The sequence below is a fragment of the Sulfitobacter sp. DSM 110093 genome, from assembly GCF_022788715.1.
GTDB lineage: Bacteria > Pseudomonadota > Alphaproteobacteria > Rhodobacterales > Rhodobacteraceae > Sulfitobacter.
Genome location: NZ_CP085167.1, coordinates 3,072,817 through 3,092,500, shown reverse-complemented (window position 1 = coordinate 3,092,500; position 19,684 = coordinate 3,072,817). Strand labels below are relative to the sequence as shown.

The 19,684-nt window shown below is 57.7% G+C and carries 17 protein-coding genes, 1 tRNA gene, 2 rRNA genes and 1 pseudogene (1 of these 21 cut by a window edge); 10 read left to right on the top strand and 11 right to left on the bottom strand.

Features of this window, described 5'->3' with window-relative positions; all coding sequences use genetic code 11:
- From DSM110093_RS15030 to DSM110093_RS15020, 3 genes are all read left to right on the top strand, one after another.
- Nucleotides 1-1,657: ribosomal RNA gene (locus tag DSM110093_RS15030) — 23S ribosomal RNA — on the top strand; it begins 1,177 nt to the left of the window's first position.
- A 181-nt stretch (nt 1,658-1,838) separates the two neighbouring features.
- A 5S ribosomal RNA gene (rrf, locus tag DSM110093_RS15025) occupies nt 1,839-1,953 on the top strand.
- A gap of 244 nt (nt 1,954-2,197) precedes the next feature.
- A tRNA-Met gene (locus DSM110093_RS15020) sits at nt 2,198-2,274 on the top strand.
- Nucleotides 2,275-2,766: 492 nt separating this feature from the next.
- Here DSM110093_RS15020 and istB read toward each other — a convergent pair.
- Nucleotides 2,767-3,561, bottom strand: a complete 795-nt coding sequence (gene istB, locus DSM110093_RS15015; RefSeq protein ID WP_243265841.1) for an IS21-like element helper ATPase IstB — start codon at nt 3,559-3,561, stop codon at nt 2,767-2,769.
- Nucleotides 3,551-5,083 carry an IS21 family transposase gene (istA, locus tag DSM110093_RS15010; RefSeq protein ID WP_243265840.1) on the bottom strand — a complete coding sequence of 511 codons (1,533 nt, stop codon included), beginning with the start codon at nt 5,081-5,083 and terminating at the stop codon, nt 3,551-3,553. Before istA ends, istB begins: the two co-directional genes overlap by 11 nt.
- A 117-nt stretch (nt 5,084-5,200) precedes the next feature.
- Between istA and DSM110093_RS15005 the strand changes: the two are divergent.
- From DSM110093_RS15005 to aspS, 4 genes and pseudogenes are all read left to right on the top strand, one after another.
- Nucleotides 5,201-5,762: pseudogene (locus tag DSM110093_RS15005) on the top strand (helix-turn-helix domain-containing protein); the annotation flags it as partial.
- A 509-nt stretch (nt 5,763-6,271) separates the two neighbouring features.
- Nucleotides 6,272-8,026: a hypothetical protein gene (locus tag DSM110093_RS15000; RefSeq protein ID WP_243265839.1), complete on the top strand. Its 1,755-nt coding sequence runs from the start codon at nt 6,272-6,274 to the stop codon at nt 8,024-8,026.
- 121 nt (nt 8,027-8,147) lie between these two features.
- Nucleotides 8,148-9,431, top strand: coding sequence for a glycosyltransferase family 4 protein (locus tag DSM110093_RS14995; RefSeq protein WP_243265838.1), 1,284 nt, complete (start codon nt 8,148-8,150; stop codon nt 9,429-9,431).
- A gap of 225 nt (nt 9,432-9,656) precedes the next feature.
- A complete protein-coding gene (gene aspS, locus DSM110093_RS14990) occupies nt 9,657-11,432 on the top strand; it encodes an aspartate--tRNA ligase (RefSeq protein ID WP_243265837.1) in 1,776 nt (591 codons plus the stop codon).
- 28 nt (nt 11,433-11,460) lie between these two features.
- Here aspS and DSM110093_RS14985 read toward each other — a convergent pair whose 3' ends face one another.
- The 4 genes from DSM110093_RS14985 to DSM110093_RS14970 form a co-directional block, all read right to left on the bottom strand.
- Nucleotides 11,461-12,192, bottom strand: coding sequence for a BglII/BstYI family type II restriction endonuclease (locus DSM110093_RS14985; RefSeq protein WP_243265836.1), 732 nt, complete (start codon nt 12,190-12,192; stop codon nt 11,461-11,463).
- A complete protein-coding gene (locus DSM110093_RS14980; RefSeq protein WP_243265835.1) occupies nt 12,176-12,808 on the bottom strand; it encodes an MT-A70 family methyltransferase in 633 nt (210 codons plus the stop codon). Before DSM110093_RS14980 ends, DSM110093_RS14985 begins: the two co-directional genes overlap by 17 nt.
- A 112-nt stretch (nt 12,809-12,920) precedes the next feature.
- A complete protein-coding gene (locus tag DSM110093_RS14975; RefSeq protein ID WP_243265834.1) occupies nt 12,921-13,397 on the bottom strand; it encodes a hemerythrin domain-containing protein in 477 nt (158 codons plus the stop codon).
- Between the two features lie 59 nt (nt 13,398-13,456).
- Nucleotides 13,457-13,630: a hypothetical protein gene (locus DSM110093_RS14970; protein ID WP_243265833.1), complete on the bottom strand. Its 174-nt coding sequence runs from the start codon at nt 13,628-13,630 to the stop codon at nt 13,457-13,459.
- 155 nt (nt 13,631-13,785) lie between these two features.
- On the opposite strand from DSM110093_RS14970, the gene DSM110093_RS14965 reads away from it, so the two are divergent.
- On the top strand, nt 13,786-14,508 hold the full coding sequence (locus tag DSM110093_RS14965) for a GNAT family protein (protein ID WP_243265832.1): 723 nt from the start codon (nt 13,786-13,788) through the stop codon (nt 14,506-14,508).
- A gap of 21 nt (nt 14,509-14,529) precedes the next feature.
- On the opposite strand, the gene DSM110093_RS14960 is transcribed toward DSM110093_RS14965, so the two are convergent.
- Complete coding sequence (locus DSM110093_RS14960) at nt 14,530-15,249, bottom strand: response regulator (protein ID WP_243267730.1); 720 nt, start codon at nt 15,247-15,249, stop codon at nt 14,530-14,532.
- 126 nt (nt 15,250-15,375) lie between these two features.
- On the opposite strand from DSM110093_RS14960, the gene mce reads away from it, so the two are divergent.
- Both mce and DSM110093_RS14950 read left to right on the top strand, forming a co-directional pair.
- The gene (gene mce / locus DSM110093_RS14955; RefSeq protein WP_243265831.1) at nt 15,376-15,780 is read left to right on the top strand and encodes a methylmalonyl-CoA epimerase; all 405 of its coding nucleotides are present in this window, start codon (nt 15,376-15,378) and stop codon (nt 15,778-15,780) included.
- Between the two features lie 2 nt (nt 15,781-15,782).
- Entirely contained in the window at nt 15,783-16,076 is a 294-nt protein-coding gene (locus tag DSM110093_RS14950; protein WP_243265830.1) for a DUF1467 family protein, read from the top strand.
- Here DSM110093_RS14950 and DSM110093_RS14945 read toward each other — a convergent pair.
- The 4 genes from DSM110093_RS14945 to trpS form a co-directional block, all read right to left on the bottom strand.
- Entirely contained in the window at nt 16,009-16,743 is a 735-nt protein-coding gene (locus DSM110093_RS14945; RefSeq protein ID WP_243265829.1) for an EI24 domain-containing protein, read from the bottom strand. The genes DSM110093_RS14950 and DSM110093_RS14945 overlap by 68 nt on opposite strands.
- Nucleotides 16,734-17,306, bottom strand: a complete 573-nt coding sequence (locus DSM110093_RS14940) for a nitroreductase family protein (protein ID WP_243265828.1) — start codon at nt 17,304-17,306, stop codon at nt 16,734-16,736. The genes DSM110093_RS14945 and DSM110093_RS14940 overlap by 10 nt, the downstream gene beginning before the upstream one ends.
- A 9-nt stretch (nt 17,307-17,315) precedes the next feature.
- Nucleotides 17,316-18,422: a class II histone deacetylase gene (locus DSM110093_RS14935; RefSeq protein WP_243265827.1), complete on the bottom strand. Its 1,107-nt coding sequence runs from the start codon at nt 18,420-18,422 to the stop codon at nt 17,316-17,318.
- A gap of 212 nt (nt 18,423-18,634) precedes the next feature.
- Nucleotides 18,635-19,651 (bottom strand): tryptophan--tRNA ligase, encoded by a 1,017-nt coding sequence (trpS, locus tag DSM110093_RS14930; protein ID WP_243265826.1) that lies wholly within the window; start codon nt 19,649-19,651, stop codon nt 18,635-18,637.
- Between the last annotated feature and the right edge of the window lie 33 nt (nt 19,652-19,684).

Genomic DNA, 19,684 nt, shown 5'->3' with positions numbered 1-19,684 from the left:
TGAGCCGAAGCTGAGGATGCATTTATTGCATGGTAGCAGAGCGTAGTGTGACATAGTTCCATGTGTCCTTATCGTCCCTCGGGACGTATTGGACACAAGGAGCTTTCTGTGAAGCTGGCGCGTGAGCGATCCGGTGGAGAGATCACTAGTGAGAATGATGACATGAGTAGCGACAAAGAGTGTGAGAGACACTCTCGCCGAAAGTCCAAGGGTTCCTGCTTAAAGCTAATCTGAGCAGGGTAAGCCGACCCCTAAGGCGAGGCCGAAAGGCGTAGTCGATGGGAACCAGGTTAATATTCCTGGGCCAGATGGAAGTGACGGATCTCGAGGGTAGTTCATCCTTATCGGATTGAATGGGCTGCTTAGAGGTCCCTGGAAATAGCTCCATCGCTAGATCGTACCCTAAACCGACACAGGTGGACAGGTAGAGAATACCAAGGCGCTTGAGAGAACTATGTTGAAGGAACTCGGCAAAATACCTCCGTAAGTTCGCGAGAAGGAGGCCCGGTTTCTAGGCAACTAGAGGCTGGGGGCACAAACCAGGGGGTGGCGACTGTTTATTAAAAACACAGGGCTCTGCGAAGTCGTAAGACGACGTATAGGGTCTGACGCCTGCCCGGTGCCTGAAGGTTAAAAGGAGGGGTGAGAGCTCTGAATTGAAGCCCAGGTAAACGGCGGCCGTAACTATAACGGTCCTAAGGTAGCGAAATTCCTTGTCGGGTAAGTTCCGACCTGCACGAATGGCGTAACGACTTCCCCGCTGTCTCCAACATAGACTCAGCGAAATTGAATTACCGGTCAAGATGCCGGTTACCCGCGGTTAGACGGAAAGACCCCGTGCACCTTTACTACAGCTTCACACTGGCATTAGGCCGAACATGTGCAGGATAGGTGGTGGGCTTTGAAACCGAGACGCCAGTCTCGGTGGAGCCTCCCTTGAGATACCACCCTTGTTCTGCTTGATGTCTAACCGCGGACCGTTATCCGGTTCCGGGACCCTGTGTGGCGGGTAGTTTGACTGGGGCGGTCGCCTCCTAAATCGTAACGGAGGCGCGCGAAGGTTGGCTCAGAGCGGTCGGAAATCGCTCGTTGAGTGCAATGGCAGAAGCCAGCCTGACTGCGAGACTGACAAGTCGAGCAGAGTCGAAAGACGGCCATAGTGATCCGGTGGTCCCAAGTGGGAGGGCCATCGCTCAACGGATAAAAGGTACGCCGGGGATAACAGGCTGATACTGCCCAAGAGTCCATATCGACGGCAGTGTTTGGCACCTCGATGTCGGCTCATCTCATCCTGGGGCTGGAGCAGGTCCCAAGGGTACGGCTGTTCGCCGTTTAAAGAGGTACGTGAGCTGGGTTTAGAACGTCGTGAGACAGTTCGGTCCCTATCTTCCGTGGGTGTAGGATACTTGAGAGGAGTTGCCCCTAGTACGAGAGGACCGGGGTGAACGATCCACTGGTGGACCAGTTGTTATGCCAATAGCAGTGCTGGGTAGCTATGATCGGACAGGATAACCGCTGAAGGCATCTAAGCGGGAAGCCCCCCTCAAAACAAGGTATCCCTGAGAGCCGAGGTAGACCACCTCGTCGATAGGCCAGAGATGTAAGCGTGGTAACACGTTCAGTTGACTGGTACTAATTGCTCGATAGGCTTGATTTGATCCAGTAGAAGCAAGACTTCAACTTATCAATCAAAAGCATACACATACAATCAGTTGTACATGACTTGGAACAAACAACGCTCAGCACTTCAGTGGTGACAGCGCAGGAACAGGTATCCCACAGATACCCTACCTCCCGCCGTCCCTCTTAAAAGCAGAGCGCTTGAGGACTTTATTTGGTTTGGTGATCATAGCGCGAGCAAAACACCTGGTCCCATCCCGAACCCAGCCGTTAAGTGCCGTAGCGCCGATGGTACTGCGTCTTAAGACGTGGGAGAGTAGGTCATCGCCAAACCTAATAAGGTCCTCAAATCAGTATCTCTCAACGATGATCAAAATTAAACAAAACCGCCGCAGCTCATAGAGCAGCGGCGGTTTTGCTTTGTGAGGCGGTGGTGTGAATGTACCCCCAAAATGGCCTTCCGAATTTTCGCGACGCAAATGGTACGGGCGCTGCTTAAAATCTCAAGAAAAATATGACTTTTATGTGCGAATCTCCTTGCAGCACCCCCATCATAAGTTTAGAACCTACTTATTGGCGCGGGATGGAGCAGCCCGGTAGCTCGTCAGGCTCATAACCTGAAGGTCGTAGGTTCAAATCCTACTCCCGCAACCAATAAACAAAGGCCTACAGCGTTCATCGCTGTGGGCCTTTTTTTCTGTGTCCGTGCAGTGTCCGGAAATGCGTGTGAGCATAAGAGTCAGAAAAGCTGACCGAAGTAGACCGTACCCCTTTATTTAGGGGAGAAAAACGCCTGCTTAGGGTCCTGCCGCGAACACGCGACTCGCGTTTGCAGAAACTGATCTGGTTTTAAGTGGTGCACGTGAATTCTTGGACCTTTTCAAACCTATTAATCGCTTCGGCATAAGTCGACATTGAGCGTGGATTTGGGTGCGGAGATGAGCCCAATGTTCGGTCGGACTGGAGTCCCTTAGGGCCAACCAGGCGTATCAGAAAGTATAGTCTGCTCTACCCGTCTGGTTCAGCACGGCAACGTGTCTCGTGATGAGGTTCTGAACGTTTCCTGCTTGAACTGTAGATTTCCACGCAGAAGTGAGCCGGGTTTTCCATCGAGAAGTGAGCCACCTTTAAGTTATGTTTCGGGTGTCAGGCTCTGGTCAATGCATGATTGTCCTCCCTCTTTTTCTGCGCCGCTACGGCTGCACTGGCTTTGAAGCGGAAGCTATCGTTTCCGGTCTCCAAGATGTGGCAACGGTGGGTTAGGCGGTCGAGGAGTGCGGTCGTCATCTTAGGATCGCCGAAGACGGTAGCCCATTCGCTGAAGCTCAGGTTCGTGGTGATGACGACGCTGGTGCGCTCGTAGAGTTTGCTGAGCAGATGGAAGAGCAGCGCGCCGCCTGATGCACTGAACGGCAGGTAGCCAAGTTCGTCCAGGATCACGAGATCCAGGCGGACGAGGCTTTCGGCAAGATGCCCAGCTTTGCCTTTTGCCTTCTCTTGCTCGAGCGTGTTGACGAGCTCGATGGTCGAGAAGAAGCGAACCTTGCGGCGGTGATGTTCGACAGCCTGCACGCCAAGGGCTGTCGCGACATGCGTTTTGCCGGTGCCGGGGCCACCGATCAGCACAACGTTCTGGGCACCATCCATGAACTCGCAGCGATGCAGCTGCCTTACAGTGGCCTCGTTGATCTCACTGGCCGCAAAGTCGAAGCCTGACAGTTCTTTATAAGCCGGGAAGCGTGCCGCCTTCATGTGATATGCAATGGAGCGCACCTCCCGTTCTGCGACCTCAGCCTTCAACAACTGGGCAAGCATCGGCACCGCAGCGTCGAATGCTGGTGCGCCTTGTTCCATGAGGTCGGTGACAGCTTGCGCCAGGCCGTGCATCTTCAGGTTGCGGAGCATGATGATGATGGCGCCGCTGGCGGGATCATGACGCATGATGACCTCCGGCGGTCCGGGCCCGCAGACCATCATAGCGTTCGACATTGGCTTCTGGTTCGCGCTGAAGGATCAGCGCCTGCTGCGTATCGATGTCGGGCCCGCCGACCGTCTTTCCGTCGATAAGACGGTGCAGAAGGTTCAGCACATGGGTCTTGGTCGCGACACCTTCAGCCAGGGCCATTTCCACGGCGACCAGCACAGCCTGTTCGTCGTGATGCAGAACCAGCGCCAAGATGTCGACCATCTCCCGGTCACCGCCGGGGCGACGCAACATGAGATCTTGCAGCTGCTTGAGGGCTGGAGGGAATTCGGAAAAGGGGGCACCGTTCCGCAAGGCACCGGGCTTGCGCTGGAGAACGGCCAGGTAATGCCGCCAGTTGTAAATCGTGCGTGGTGGCAATTGGTGGCTGCGCTGGATCACCCGCGTATGTTCGCACAGGATCTGTCCTTCGGCGGCGATCACCAGATGTTCAGGATAAACCCGCAAGCTCACCGGGCGGTTCGCAAATGACGCTGGAACGCTGTAGCGATTGCGTTCAAAGCTGATCAGACAGGTCGGCGATACCCGCTTGCTATGCTCGACAAAGCCATCGAATGCGGGTGGTAATGGCATCAGAGCTGCTTGTTCGGCGGCCCAAACGTCAGCAACGCTCCCGGGTAATGCTGCGTGCGGGATCTTACCCCATAATACGACACACTGCTGTTCCAGCCAGTCGTTCAGAGCCGCAAGATCGGGGAAGTCCGGCATGGGTTGCCACAGTCGATGTCGGGAATCCTGCACGTTCTTCTCGACCTGCCCCTTCTCCCAGCCTGCGGCCGGATTGCAGAACGCTGGCTCAAATACATAGTGGTTCGCCATTGCGAGAAAGCGCATGTTGACCTGTCGCTCCTTTCCGCGACCGACGCGATCGACTGCCGTCTTCATATTGTCGTAAATCCCGCGCCCCGGGATGCCACCGAAGACCCGGAACCCATGCCAATGAGCGTCGAACAGCATCTCGTGCGTTTGTAGCAGATAGGCTCGGACCAGAAAGGCACGGCTGTGCGACAGCTTGATGTGGGCGACTTGCAGCTTCGTGCGCTCACCACCCAGAACGGCAAAATCCTCGCTCCAGTCGAACTGGAACGCCTCGCCCGGGCGGAACGAAAGCGGCACAAAGGTGCCGCGCCCCGTCGTCTGCTGATCCCGTTGCCGATCGGCCCGCCACTCACGCGCAAAAGCCGCAACCCGGCCGTAGGACCCGTCAAATCCGAGAACCATCAGATCGGCATGCAATTGCTTCAGCGTGCGCCGCTGCTTGCGCGACTTGCCGGCCTCCGCCTTCAGCCACCCGGTCAGCTTGTCGACGAACGGATCGAGCTTACTTTGCCGCTCCGGCGTCGTGAACTGCGGCTCGATCGTGCCCGCGTTCAAATATTTGGTGATGGTGTTGCGCGACATCCCCGTGCGACGCGCGATCTCGCGGGTCGATAGTTTCTCGCGCAGTGCCATACGTCGAATGATGTTCAAAAGTCCCATGTGTATCACTCCAATGTCCCCCATTGCGCATCGCGCTGGAGGAAAGGTCACATGGCTCAAATCTCAGTGGAAATTATCTGCTCACCCGGCTCACTTCTGCGTGGAAATCTACACCACTCGGCTGAGGAGGAGAACCGCATTGTTTTGGCCGGATTGCGCGGGGAGGAAAGCATCTCGGCGTTATGTTGCTGCGAGGGCATCTCTGACAACCTATACTACACGTGGTCGAAGGAATTGGTTGAGGCTGGAAAGGGTCGTTTTCCGGCGACACAGCGTGTCAGGCGACATCGCTTGAGGTATAGGAGTTGCGATCGGAGGCCATGGCTCTAAAGGATTGCGTGGCCGACCTCCCCCTTGAGAACCGTCTGCTCATAAAAGCATGATAGGAGCTGGGGAGTTCGAGGGATGAGGTTTCTACTACCCGACAGTCGGCGCTTGCTGCGATGAGAGGGCAGAAATCTAGAAGCTGGAGGTCATTCGCACGGTTAAGGGATCACACCTACCCCTAAAAAGTACCCTTGATATGCTGGGCATCCCGCGCACGACATTTAACCGATGGTATGACCGCTATGTCGAAGGCGGCCTTGATGTATTGGCGGACCGCGCGCCTCGGCCCAAATCGGTCTGGAACCGTATTCCGCAGGGCCCGCGGGATGATCTGATCGAGTTTGCGCTGGAATATGAGGCGCTGACCAGAGCAGTTCAAAGGTAAAACGATCGCCATCAACCAGATGCTCCTCCTTGAACGCCAGATCGGGGCCTTCGTCGAATATTGCAATAACCAGCGTCACCACAGGAGCCTGAACAACGTCATACCAGCCGATGACTACTTTAGTAGGGACAAAGCCATTCTAAGAGAATGAGAAAAAATCAAGGAACAGCCAATCCAATGCCGCCGCTTGAACACCAAAAACAAACCGCATAATCAATTACGCAACCGAGCCAGAGCCTCCAATGCTCAAACTGCTCTGATGTCCCATTTTATGTGACGACGGGCGCGGAACCAATACCAAACCGATGAAACCCCTTACTCAAGCAGAACCAATATATATGGTATGCCACAACAGAGATAAATGCCCACGACCAGTCGGAGGTCTATAGGTGATTCCCCCTTTCTACTTCGCTCTCGCAACCGTCCTTCTTGTGGCGCCTAAGACCCTCGACCATCATTCTGATGCTAGAACATTGGTGACTGCTGATGCCATGTTCAGCATGAACATAAATGATGGCACGCAAGCCGATGGGCCAGGGCTGGCGTTCGGCTTGAACGGCATCACAGATTGGTCGACACAACAGCCATTCATCAATGTATTCAAAACCGCCCGGCCTTGGATCGGTCATAATGAGGGGCGTTGGGGTGGTACGGAGGCGGAGGATCTGGACGCCATGGGGGTGCTTGATCAGAGCGGCTGGCCGACGGAAATCCCCGACGGTCTCACGAGTATAGAAACCTTCATCCTTACCGAATTGCCCGAAGAGGCGACCCATGCGGCGGGTACCTATCATCTGAGCTATGAAGGCAACGGCGAGATCCAGATCGTTAACGGCTCGAATGTGGACTACGAGGGTGGCACGATCACATTTGACTATACGCCCAATAACGGCAGGCTAATAGGCGTGCAGATCCATGAGACTGATACGTTGGACACGGGGGACTACATCCGCGAGATCGAAGTGGTTCATACAGACAATTTGCACGCTCATACCAATGGCGCAATCTTCAATCCGTTGTGGGTTGATGTCATCGATGATGTGCATGCCCTGCGCTTTATGGATTGGATGAATACGAATAATTCAAAGGTCTCGTCTTGGGAAGATGCGACTGGCGTAAACAATTACACTTACGCGTCCGGCGCGCCTGTAGAGATCATGGTGGAATTGGCGAACCAGACTGGCACCGAGCCTTGGTTCACCATTCCTTACCACGCAGATAGCGACTATATCGAGCAGTTCTCAACCTATGTACGCGACTTCCTCAGACCTGAATTGCGGGCGCATTTTGAATTGTCTAACGAAGTCTGGAACTGGCAGTTTGAGCAGGCGCACCAATCCCACGCAGATTCCGTCGATCGCTTTGGCGTCCAGCACGGCGATGGCTGGGTCCAGAACTATGGCGCCAAATCTGCCGAAATGGCCGAGGTCCTTGATAGGATCTTTGCGGATCACGAAGATCGGCTTGTGAAGGTAATAAGCACGCAGACGGGCTGGCTGGGGCTGGAAGACGCCATCCTCAACGCGCCAGCTTGGCAGGAAATGGGTAACGCGCCTCCATACCAAAGCTTTGATACCTATGCGATCACGGGATACTTTGATGGTGGTCTCGGCGGGGACAAGGCAGAGACGGTGCGCGATTGGATCTCTCAGAGCCGCACCGCCGCTGAGACCGCTGCAGACGATCAAGACCTTCTAGGCCAAGCGCGCGCTGCATGGATCGAAGAGCATCAATATGATGTGGCCAATGAGCGCGCCATTCAAGAACTACGGGATGGAACGGTGACTGGCGATAACACCGGCTCTCTGGTCAAATTGATGGAGGTTTTTGAGTACCACGCCAAAGTTGCCCAAGGGCACGGCCTCGATTTAGTGATGTATGAGGGCGGTACGCATATCGTTGGCATTGGAGAGAATGTCGACGATGAAGACCTATCCGAGTTCTTTCAGCAGCTTAACTATTCCGACGGAATGGGCGAACTGTATGGCGAACTCTTGAACAACTGGGAAGCCGCAGGTGGCAGTCTGTTTAATGCTTTTGTCGATGTCGGACGCTCTAGCAAATGGGGAAGCTGGGGGGCTTTGCGTCATTTAAATGATAAAACTGCGCGGTATGAACAACTGATGGCATTTAACAAAGCACACCCGCGCCGCTGGAATGGAGATCTGCCAAATACTCGCAGCGGTTCAGTCGAGCCTGTTGTGGTCAAGGGTTCAGAAGAGCCAGATTGAGCGTAGCTTCCTTCCCACCATAAAAAACATAATTTAATCAGCAGGCTGACATCCGTGCTCATTTGCAGTCTGCTGCGCCGTGGAGCCAGCCGGAAGGCCCTAGCAGCAGGACAGCCCGAAGATGAACAAACCACGCGTACTTGTCATGGCAGAGGCTGCAAACCCTGAATTGGTAAGTGTGCCGCTGGTCGGCTGGTCCTTGGCCAATGCTCTGCGGAGCGTGGCAGATGTACATATCGTCACGCAGGTTCGTAATCGCGATGCTTTCCTTCGGGCGGGGCTGAAAGAAGGGACAGATTTCACCAGCGTAGATACCGAGAAGGTCGCCGCACCGCTTTGGCGTTTTAGCAAACTTTTTGGCCCCGGCGCTTGGACTGCAAAGCAAGCACTCTCTGCCATCCCAGATGCATATTTTGAGCGGATGGTCTGGCAGCGGTTCGGCGCCGGCATCACGGCGGGCGAGTGGGACATCGTCCATCGCGTTACGCCGCTTACGCCGACCAAGCCCAGCTATGTGGCGCGCCAATGCGCAAAGGTTGGGGTTCCTTTTGTATTGGGCCCGCTTAATGGCGGTGTGCCTTGGCCAAAGGGGTTTGACAAAGAGCGCCGCCGCGAAGGGGAATGGCTGTCGTATGTGCGCAGTGCTTACAAGCTGCTTCCCATGCGGGGGGCTACGTTAACGGCGGCTTCTGCCATCATGGTGGGATCAAAATTTACAATGGGTGAAATCCCGCAGGTCCATTCTGCAAAGACAATATACCTTCCCGAGAATGGCATCGATGTTGAGCGTTTCCATCTACAGGCTGCGCCAGCGGCAGGCGATGGCCCGCTGCGAGCCTGTTTCGTGGGGCGAATGGTGCCTTACAAGGGGGCCGATATGTTGATCGAGGCTGCTGCGCCCTTACTCAAAGCGGGCAAGTTGACGCTTACGTTAATTGGCGATGGCCCTATGCTGCCGGAGCTCAAGCAAAGCGTTGTGTCCTTAGGCCTTGATGGCACCGTTGAATTCTCTGGCTGGTTGGTGCACGCGCAAGTTCAAAAGGTTATGGCATCCTGTGATCTATTAACCTTCCCTTCTATTCGTGAATTTGGGGGGGGAGTCGTTTTGGAGGCGATGGCCTTGGGCCTGCCGCCGTTGGTGGTGGATTATGCCGGCCCCGGGGAGCTGGTGCAATCTAAGTGGGGGTACACGATCCCAATCGGGCCGCGTGCGGACATCATAAGGGATCTGCGCGATGCGCTTGAGCAACTTATCATCGAACCGCAGGAATTGCTTAAAAAAGGAATGGCGGCCCGTGCCCGTGTTGAGGAAACCTTCACTTGGTCACAGAAAGCGGCGCAAGTCGCCCAAGTCTATGACTGGGTGCGCGCACCAGTAGGCCCGGCACCGACCCTTATTGATTGAGCGCTACGAGAAGTCTTAACCACGGCTCGGCGCGCAACTTTGACCGATTGCGCCCAATGGACTGGTGAAGCAGAACGGAAAGCTAAAGCCAACCCACCGCAGCCCATACACCAAACGCGCGATTTTCCTGCCCGGCGTGGGGTTATTGGCAGCAAACTCTTGACTTCCCGACCGTCAAACGGTGTACCTGCCCAAAACCTGAATTAGCCCTAGGAAGGGACCATCATGCACGCCTATCGCAGCCATACCTGTGCCGATCTGAGCCTTGAGAACAAGGGTGACAATGTGCGCCTGTCCGGCTGGGTGCACCGGGTACGGGATCACGGCGGCGTGCTGTTTCTCGACCTGCGCGACCACTACGGCATTACCCAAGTGATCTGCGACCCCGACAGCCCTGCCTTCGCCGAAATGGAGAAGGTCCGTGCAGAATGGTGCGTGCGCATCGACGGCACGGTAAAGGCGCGGGATGAAAGCTTGGTTAATCCCAAGCTGCCGACAGGCGCGATCGAAGTCTATGCGCGTGAGATCGAAGTGTTGGGCTCTGCTGCCGAACTGCCGCTGCAAGTATTTGGCGATCAAGAATATCCCGAGGAAACGCGCCTGCGGTATCGTTACCTCGACCTGCGTCGTGAGAAGATGCAAAAGAACATGACGATGCGCTCGGATGTGGTCACCTCGATCCGCAAGCGCATGTGGGATCAAAACTTCCGCGAATTCCAGACGCCGATCATCACCGCCTCCTCCCCCGAAGGCGCGCGCGATTTCCTCGTGCCGTCGCGTCTGCATCCGGGCAAGTTCTATGCGCTGCCGCAGGCGCCGCAGCAGTTCAAACAGCTGCTCATGGTCTCAGGCTTTGACAAATACTTCCAGATCGCGCCTTGCTTCCGCGACGAAGACCCGCGCGCTGACCGTTCGCCGACCGATTTTTACCAACTCGACATGGAAATGTCCTTCGTCACCCAGCAGGATGTATTCGATACGATCCAGCCGGTCATCGCGGGCGTGTTCGAAGAGTTCGGCGGCGGCAAGAAGGTCGACGAGACATGGGAGCAGATTTCCTACAAAGACGCCGCCCTGTGGTATGGCTCCGACAAGCCCGACCTGCGCAACCCTATCAAGATGCAGGTCGTGTCCGACCATTTCCGCGATTCCGGTTTCGCGATCTTTGCCAAATTGCTAGAGCAGGACGGCACCGAAATCCGCGCGATCCCCGCGCCCACAGGTGGCAGCCGCAAGTTTTGCGACCGGATGAACGCCTTTGCGCAAAAGGAAGGTCTGCCCGGTATGGGGTATATCTTCTGGCGCGATCAGGGCAACGGCATGGAAGCCGCTGGCCCTCTGGCCAAGAACATCGGCCCCGAGCGGACCGAGGCAATCCGCCAGCAACTTGGCCTTGAAGTCGGCGATGCAGCCTTCTTCCTTGGTGGTAAGCCCAAGTCGTTTGAAGCGGTCGCAGGTCGTGCGCGAAACGTGATCGGTGAAGAGTTGAATCTCACCGATAAAAACCGCTTCGCCTTTGCATGGATCGTTGATTTCCCGATCTACGAAAAGGACGAAGAAACCGGCAAGATCGACTTTGAGCACAACCCCTTCTCGATGCCGCAAGGCGGGATGGAAGCGCTTCAAGGTGATCCGCTTAAGGTGTTGGGGTACCAGTATGACCTTGCATGCAACGGTTATGAACTGGTGTCGGGCGCAATCCGAAACCACAAGCCCGAGATCATGTTCAAAGCCTTTGAGATCGCCGGCTATGGCGAAGATGAGGTGCGCAAGCGCTTTGGCGGCATGGTTAACGCCTTCCAATACGGCGCACCGCCCCACGGTGGTTGTGCGGCAGGCATCGACCGGATTGTCATGTTGCTGGCAGAAGAGGCGAACATCCGCGAAGTGATCCTGTTCCCGATGAACCAGCGCGCCGAAGACCTGATGATGGACGCCCCCAGCGAGCCCACCAGCGATCAGCTGATGGAGCTGGGTCTGCGGGTCATCCCGCAGGAGTGAACCTGTCTAAATGAACGTCACCCCCGGTTCAGTCGGGGGTGATATTGCCCGGAAGGATGCCCAGCACCAGAACCGGGCAGCCGCCACTGCGCCCGGCGGCGATGCGACTGATCAGCTTGTGCGTGCCAGTGGTGCTGGCTCCGAATTTCGCGCTTACGGTTTTGTCGGTCTCATTGCCGAATTTATCCAAGCAATTTCCCAGTGATTTGAAAAAGTCGTTCGACAATTCACGTGTCACGATGACCCCTACGTCTATGACGCCAGCCTCAAAAAAGCTGCGGAAGGCATAGAGATCGCGGTCGTAGGTCTGGTCTTTGCTGTTCCACTCATAGTCAAAGGCCACGCGTGCGCGCCAGAAGTCGACCATATGGTTGTGGATGAAATCTTCGCGGATGATGCGGTCGACTTCGGGGGCACTGTCGCCCTTGCCGGCGGTCAGTTGCACCAGCAGGTCCGCTTTGATCCGCACTTCCTCATGAAAATTCTCAGCCGCCGCATACTCCGCGAAACGGGTGGTTGCCGACATGCGGTTGCCCCCCGGTGCGCGGATTTCGCTGCGGCTGATCGTGAACTGACGCAGCACGCGGATGATCGCAGCAAGTTCTTCCGGCGCGCGCTGTTGCAGCACGGCAGCGGCGCTGCGGTAGCTGGTGACGGAATAGCGGTCGCGCAGATCGGCAGGCAGCAAGTCTTCGACAAGCCTGTCGCTGTCGAAAACCGCATCGTCGATGCGCCGCGCCAGATTACTCAGCCGCGACACTGGAATTGTAGCTGTAAGTCTTCCAATCGGGCTTGTAATCCGCTTCGGCCTGATTGCCCCAAACGGTCCAACCCTCGCGCACACCGCGCCCAAAAAGTTCGAGGTAGGGGCCCCAAGAGCAGCTTTCGATCAGTTCATATTGCTCATCCGGTTTGCGCGAATGCTCGCGTTTACGGGTCTGCATCATGTTCACCTGACGCCGTCCGGCATCCAAGGTGCGCACGTTCTTGCCGCGCACGCCGAACAGCAAAATTTCGGTCACGTTGCGGAAATAGAACCCCACACCGCGCCCGTCACTGCCGCCATCTTTGCGGATTTTGTGCCAGACGATGTTGGATTTATATTCAAATCCCCAAGCCTTGAGAACCTGCAGTCCTTCAGGCAGCAGCGCGTTTGGCACCCACATGTAACAATGCGCGCGGTCTTCGAGGTGATCGGCCACGGGCAGGGCGCAGATATCCTCAACCGTCATCGTGGGATAACGGGCCAAGCGCTTATGCTCGGGCGCGACCTTGCCGGTGCGGTTGGTGAAGCGCCACGGCGGGTCCGCCATGACGCATCCAAACCGGTCTTTGCCCAGAAAGTCGCGTAGGTCTTGTGATGGATTATCGCTCATATCCAATATATTGCGTTTCCCTGCGCTTTCTTGCAACCGCAACCTGCCCTTAGGGGCTGGATATCCACAAGAACGTTAAGGGAACACATCTAGCAGGTGCAACTGGCTTGGGTCAATCCTCAAGGCTGTCTTCGCGTTTTTTATCAATGAGCTTGGCTTCCTTTTCCTTGCGCTTCAGGAACTTGTCGCCAAATTCGTCGTTCTGCTCTTTACCGATAACCTTCTTGGCGCGGGTGAAAAGCTCGTCTTCTTCCTCGTCCATGTGATGCTCATAATCATGCTTGAGCTGCTTGAAACGAGTCAGCCAAGCGGAGGACGACATGTCAGTTTCGCGCAACTCTTCCATGATGTCGTCAAGCTGCTGGTGCTCATGGACGGAATGGCGCGCGTGATCTTGGCCCCATGTTTCAGACATTAGCTTGGAATAAAACGTCTCTTCCTCGGCTGCGGCATGGGATTTTACGTCATGGTAAAAACGGTCCCAAGCGTCACGGCGTTCGGCGCTGTCGCCTTCTGTGTCGACAATGGTGTTGAGCAACGCGCGATGGTCGTCATGATCGTCTTTGATCGCGTCATAGATGGAGGGCATGGGAAATATCCTTCGGTGTTACCTGTTGGTAACGCCGCAGGGGCAGGCGGGTTCCCGGCTTAAAAGACCACGGCAGCAGCCGCTTGGCTTGCGATCCGTTGAAAGGGGCCATCTGCTTGGGCGTGGACCGCGGCTGCGATAACAACCAAAAGCCCAAAGATATTGGCACCGACAACGATCCAATCGACCGGCTTTTCGGCCTTTGTTGTATGTCTGGTGTCTGTCAGGCTCATCTCACCCTCCTAGGGTGTCGGTTCGATCTATGCATAATGCTGAAGGTTGAATGTGGCATGAATGTGTAAACAGGGGGCCGAGAGAGGGGTCTGTGGCGATTAATTCAAGTTTATTCATCTTGGCGGGCTTGAAGGCGCAGTGCATAACTTAGCCCATGAAGAGCAAACCAGCCGAACGCCCTGTCGGGGCCCCTGTCGAAAATTGGGCACCCCCCGCGCGGCCCAGCGGTGAAACGCTGGCCGGACAGCATGTGTTGTTGGAGCCCCTTTCGGCAGAGCGTCATGCCGCGCTTTTGTACCGCGCCTATGCGGGAGAGGACCACGTTTGGGATTACCTGCCCTATGGGCCATTCTCTTCGGCCTCCCAATACCACCGCTGGGTGCGTGACAGTGAGGGGAAGGCCGATCCCTATTTCTTTGCCGTCAAAAGCCTTGCGCAGGAGCAATGGGTGGGGGTGGCAAGCTTCCTGCGGATCAATCCCGAAGCAGGCAGTATAGAAGTTGGCCACATCAACTTTAGCCCCGCTCTACAGCGCACTCCGGCGGCGACAGAGGCAATATTTCTGATGATGCAATGGGCCTTTGACGCAGGGTATCGGCGGTTCGAATGGAAATGCGATGCGCTGAACGGTCCTTCTCGTCGTGCGGCGCAGCGGTTGGGGTTAAGCTATGAGGGTGTCTTTCGGCAGGCCACGATCGTAAAGGGGCGCAACCGCGACACTGCTTGGTTCGCCGCGGTTGATGCAGAGTGGCCCGCATTGAAAGAGGCGTTCGAGGCTTGGCTTTCCCCCCGTAATTTCGACGCGCATGGACAGCAGGAGGAACGTTTGGGCGATCTGACCCGCCTTGTCCGCGTTGCGAGCGATCCAGCGCTTTAGGCGGCCCATTCGCCGATGGCGTTAAATTGCTATCCTTTCGGCCAACCGGTGCTGGATCATCCCCGCAATATCGGCGGTTTCCGGGCCTGCGGGTTGTCCAAGCGCGCGTTTATGGGCCAATGCCCGCGCCGCTTCTTCCAATCGAAGGTCATTTGCCGAACGGGCCACACCGCAAAGAAATTGCGCTACATAGTCAAGCGTTTGATCATTGGGATGGTCCCCCAGCACACCTGCGATATGGGCGATGTCATCTTGAAACCCGATTAGGTCAGGGGTGACATACTCATCAGGGAGGGCACGTGGCCCAAGCGGGCGGCGCTCTTCGGATAGGGCAGCAAGAATGGCCTGCTGAAAGGACGAAAGCGATGTAATCGGCTTGGCCAAAAAACCATCCACACCAGCGGCGCGGGCGTCAGGTTCTTTATGGATGTCGCCAGAGATGGCGATGATCGCTTCGACCCGCGGTGTGCTTTGTGTCAGTTCGGCGATCAAATCCAACCCGCAGCCATCCGGCAAGCCAAGGTCAACCAGCGCGACGGTGGGGCGGTAGACCTGCAAGTGCCGCCGCGCAGAGCGCAGGCAATCCGCACGCCTGATCCGCGCGCCGGAACGCAGGCACAGCAGGCGCATCGCCTCACAGGCAAAGCGGCTGTCCTCTACCACTAGAACGGTAAGGCCCAGCAGCGGTCGCTCCGCCGTGGGGGTGAGGGTCGGTCTTTCAAAGGGGTCGGTATCGTCCATCATCGCCTCCAACAACAACTGCGGTGCCATCGTTACGCCGTTTTGGCTAACGACGCGTTAACGTGACGCATTGTTGTTCATCGGGTGTGCGGGCATAAAGCGGGCGAAACACGAGGAGCATCCAAGATGATCGGACGTCTTAACCATGTGGCCATCGCCGTGCCGGATCTCGAAGCGGCGGCGGATCAGTATCGCCACGCGCTCGGCGCCAAGGTCGGCGCGCCGCAGGCCGAACCGGATCACGGGGTGACCGTGATCTTCATCGAGCTGCCAAACACCAAGATCGAACTGCTGCACCCGCTGGGCGATGACAGTCCGATCAACGGCTTTTTGGAAAAGAACCCGGCGGGCGGCATCCACCATATCTGCTATGAGGTCGACGATATCATCGCGGCGCGCGATCACCTGAAATCCACCGGCGCGCGGGTGCTGGGTTCGGGCGAGCCTAAGATCGGCGCCCATGGCAAGCCGGTGCTGTTCCTGCATCCCAAAGATTTCAACGGCGCGCTCGTCGAGCTTGAGGAGGTCTGAGCATGGGTATCGTTTCTGGCCTCGTGCTATTTGCCATTATTTGGTCGATGTCGTTCATGATCGCCCTGCCAATCCGGGTGCAAACCCAAGGGGACGCGGGCGAGGTGGTTCCGGGCACCCACGCGGGCGCGCCCGAGCAGCATCATTTGGGCCGCAAGGCGCTGTGGACTACGCTGGTTGCTGCGATCATCTGGGCGATCTGCGCTACGATCATCCTGTCGGGCTGGATCAGCGTGGCGGATATCGAAGGCTGGCTGCATCCGAATGCGGCACCAACGCATGGTACAGGTGGGTAAAAGTCGCCGCGCCTAGGATCGGGATCAGCAGGTTCAGCAGCGGCACCGACAGCGGCACCGCCATCAGCACCCCGGCCATCCAGATGGTTCCCGCATGGCGGCGGCGCAGGCGCTTGGCCTCGTCCCGCCCATGGCGGCGCAGCGCGGCTAGAGTGAAATATTCGCGCCCCAGTAAGAACCCGTTCAGCCCCCAAAAGATGAACAGCGCTGCCGGGGCGAAGAGCAGGTATAGCACCAGCGCCAGCAGGTTTGCCCCTACCAGCACGCCCATGAAGTTGACGGTATCGCGGATCGCATCGCCGATGCCGACACGGTGAGCTGGGGGCAGATGCGGGTAGTGCACCTCTTCCACCGCATCGGCCACGTCATCGAGAAACATCGAGGTGATCGCCGAGGCGACGGGCACCATGAGAAAGACCGAGAGGACCATCAGCAGGATCAGCGCGCTCCAGCTCAGCAGATCGTCGAGCCAGTTGACCTCGCCCAATACCGGAAGCCAAGCGTCTTCGGGCGTAATCCAATCCACCAGATAGGCAAAGCCCGCTGTGGCCGCGACCAGCAGCGCCAGCGACAGGCCAACGCCGAGTAGCACCACCTTGCGAAAGCGCGCATCGCCCAACTGGCCAAGCGCGCGGGTGAAGGACCGCAGGATCGTGCTTACAGCCATGTCGTGATCTCGTCGATGTCAGGACGCGGGCGTTCTGGTGGGGCGGCGGTTTCGGTGCCGATATGGATGATCCCCGCGATGCGCTCATGCGGGGCGAGGGCAAGGCCTTCCTCCATGAATCCCCGGTCGTGGCTAGCCCACCCGCTGAGCCAATTCGCGCCCCAACCCGCGGCGAGGGCGGCGTTGAGCAGCGCAAGGCAGACGGCCCCGGCGGAGTAGGTCTGCTCTAGTGGTGGGATCTTGGGTGAAGGCTTTTGCACCTCAATCACCGCCACAGCGAGGTTGCCTTGATCGAACTGGCCGCGCCCCTTGGCGATGTCCTCAGGCGCAAGGCCAAGAGCCACGCCACGTTGCTCAGCCACTTCGGCCAATCGCGCCATTGCCGCGCGGTCGATGACGACAAAGCGCCACGGCTCCAGCTTGCCGTGATCCGGCGTGCGGGCGGCGGCGGTCAGAAGCGGGCGCAGGGCCTCGGCATCGGGCACCGGCAGCCCAAGCGTCTTGGCCGGGCGCGAACGGCGGTTTTGCAGAAAGGCGAGGGCGGCGGGATCAGGTGTCGGCATTGCGGTCTCTTACAGGTCCAGTTCCCGCGCCATATCGTCAATCGACTGGCGCAGGAAGGCGTCAAAGGCAGGCGAGGGTTGGCGGGCATGCAGGGCGCGGGCCATTGGATCGGGCGCGTCGATCTTGCTGCCGCTGAGCGCGGCAATCGTGGCATGGCCACAGAAGGGGACATAGGCCTCGGAATAGCCGCCCTCATGCACCAGCACCAGCTTGCCGTCACAGACATTTTCAGCGGTGTCGCGAATGCGCTTGGTCATCTCGGCAAAGGTGTCGGCGGTGGCCTGCATCCGCGCCAGCGGATCGACAATTGCTGCGTCATAGCCGCAGGCGACGATAATCATGTCGGGGGCGAAGGCCTCGATCGCGGGGATCACCACGCGGTCCATCGCATGTAGGTACGCGGTGTGGCCTGAGCCCGCGTGCATCGGCAGGTTGATGTTATGGCCTTCGCCAGCACCGCGCCCGCGATCTGCCAGCGCGCCCGTGTCGATGGGGTAATTCCCCTCTTGGTGCAGAGAGATCGTCAGCACGTCATCGCGATCATAATAGATCGCCTCGGTGCCATTGCCGTGGTGCACGTCCCAGTCCAGCACGACGACGCGCTTGGCCAGCCCCTTGGCCTGTGCGGCCTCAATGGCGATGGCGATATTGGCCAACAAGCAGAACCCGTTGGGCAAATCTGGCAGGCAGTGATGCCCCGGCGGGCGGCTGAGCGCATAGGCATTGTCGAGATCGCCGCGTGCCACGGCATCCACCGCGGCGACGGCCAGCCCGGCAGACAACGCGGCCAGTTCATAGCCGCCGCGGGCGAAGGGGACCGCATGGCCCAATTCCCCGCCCCCCGCGTCAGAGAGGCGCTTGAATTCTCCAAGGTAAGTTTCCGGATGCACCCGTGCCAGCGCCTCGCGGCTTGCCGGGGCGGCGCTGCGGGTGTCGAGTTCTGCAAACAGGCCCGTTACCTCCATGAGGTTCTTCATCCGCCGCTTTGTCTCAGGATTCTCGGGAAGACCGCCAGCGGCCAAGGGCTGCACCAACCCGCCCACCGGCATGGTAAATGCGTAGTTCCCGCCCGCGTGCCAAAAGCAGCGTTCATCCCAGAAAAAGCCCGTTGTCATGCTGTGATCCCCTTTATTGTTGCGGGGAAGTTGGCGCAGGGCGGCGGGTTTGTCCATGGGCGGATGGGGGTGAACGCGCGCGGTCGTTTTGGGACAGCGGCGGGATGCGGTATTTGGAAAAGGATGAAGGGGGGAGGGGCGCGTGGTTTGACCGCTTAGCTCTGGGCGCGAGCCTAGCGCCTTGGGGAAAGACGCTAGGTATCGGCGGCCGGTTAGCCGACCATGCCGATGATTTCATAAGTGCGTTTGAGGATCGGCGCGGTGATTTCGCGGGCTTGTTCGGCGCCACGGGCCAAGATGCGGTCGATTTCGCTCGTGTCGGCCATCAGGCGCTGCATCTCTGCGGTGATCGGGCCCATCTTGGACACGGCAAGTTCGGCCAGCGCGGGTTTGAAAGTGCCGAACTGTTGGCCGCCCACCTCGGTCAAGACTTGATCGATAGTTTGATCGCTGAGTGCGGCGTAGATGTTCACAAGATTGCGCGCCTCGGGGCGGTCTTTCAGGCCTTCGGCCTCGGACGGCAGGGCATCTGGGTCGGTCTTGGCCTTGCGGAACTTCTTGGCGATCGTATCGGCATCGTCGGTCAGGTTGATGCGGCTGGCGGGGGAGGGATCGGATTTCGACATTTTCTTGGTGCCGTCGCGCAAGGACATGACGCGGGTTGCTGCCCCTTCGATGACCGGTTCAACCAGCGGGAAGAAATCGACGCCGTAGTCATGGTTGAACTTCGCGGCGATGTCGCGCGTCAATTCAAGGTGCTGCTTTTGGTCTTCGCCCACAGGTACATGGGTGGCGTGGTAGATCAGAATGTCGGCAGCCATCAGCGCAGGATAGGCAAACAGGCCCAGCGAGGCGGCTTCGGCATTTTTGCCTGCCTTGTCCTTCCACTGGGTCATCCGGCCCATCCAGCCCATGCGGGCCACACAGTTGAACACCCAAGCCAGCTGCGCGTGTTCAGGCACTTGGCTTTGGTTGATTAGGATGGATTTTTCCGGGTCGATGCCAGAAGCAATGAAGCCAGCGCAAAGTTCGCGGGTGCTGCGCTTGAGGTCTTCGGGTTTCTGCGGGACGGTGATCGCGTGCAGATCGACCATACAGTAGATGGACTGAACGCCTTGGTCTTGCGCATCGGCAAAGCGTTTTAGTGCACCCAGATAATTGCCCAGATGCAGGTCGCCCGAGGGCTGAATGCCGGAAAACACGCGCGGGGTGAATTGGGTCTCGGACATAGGACGCACCTCTGGGCTGGAAAGTCTTGCGCG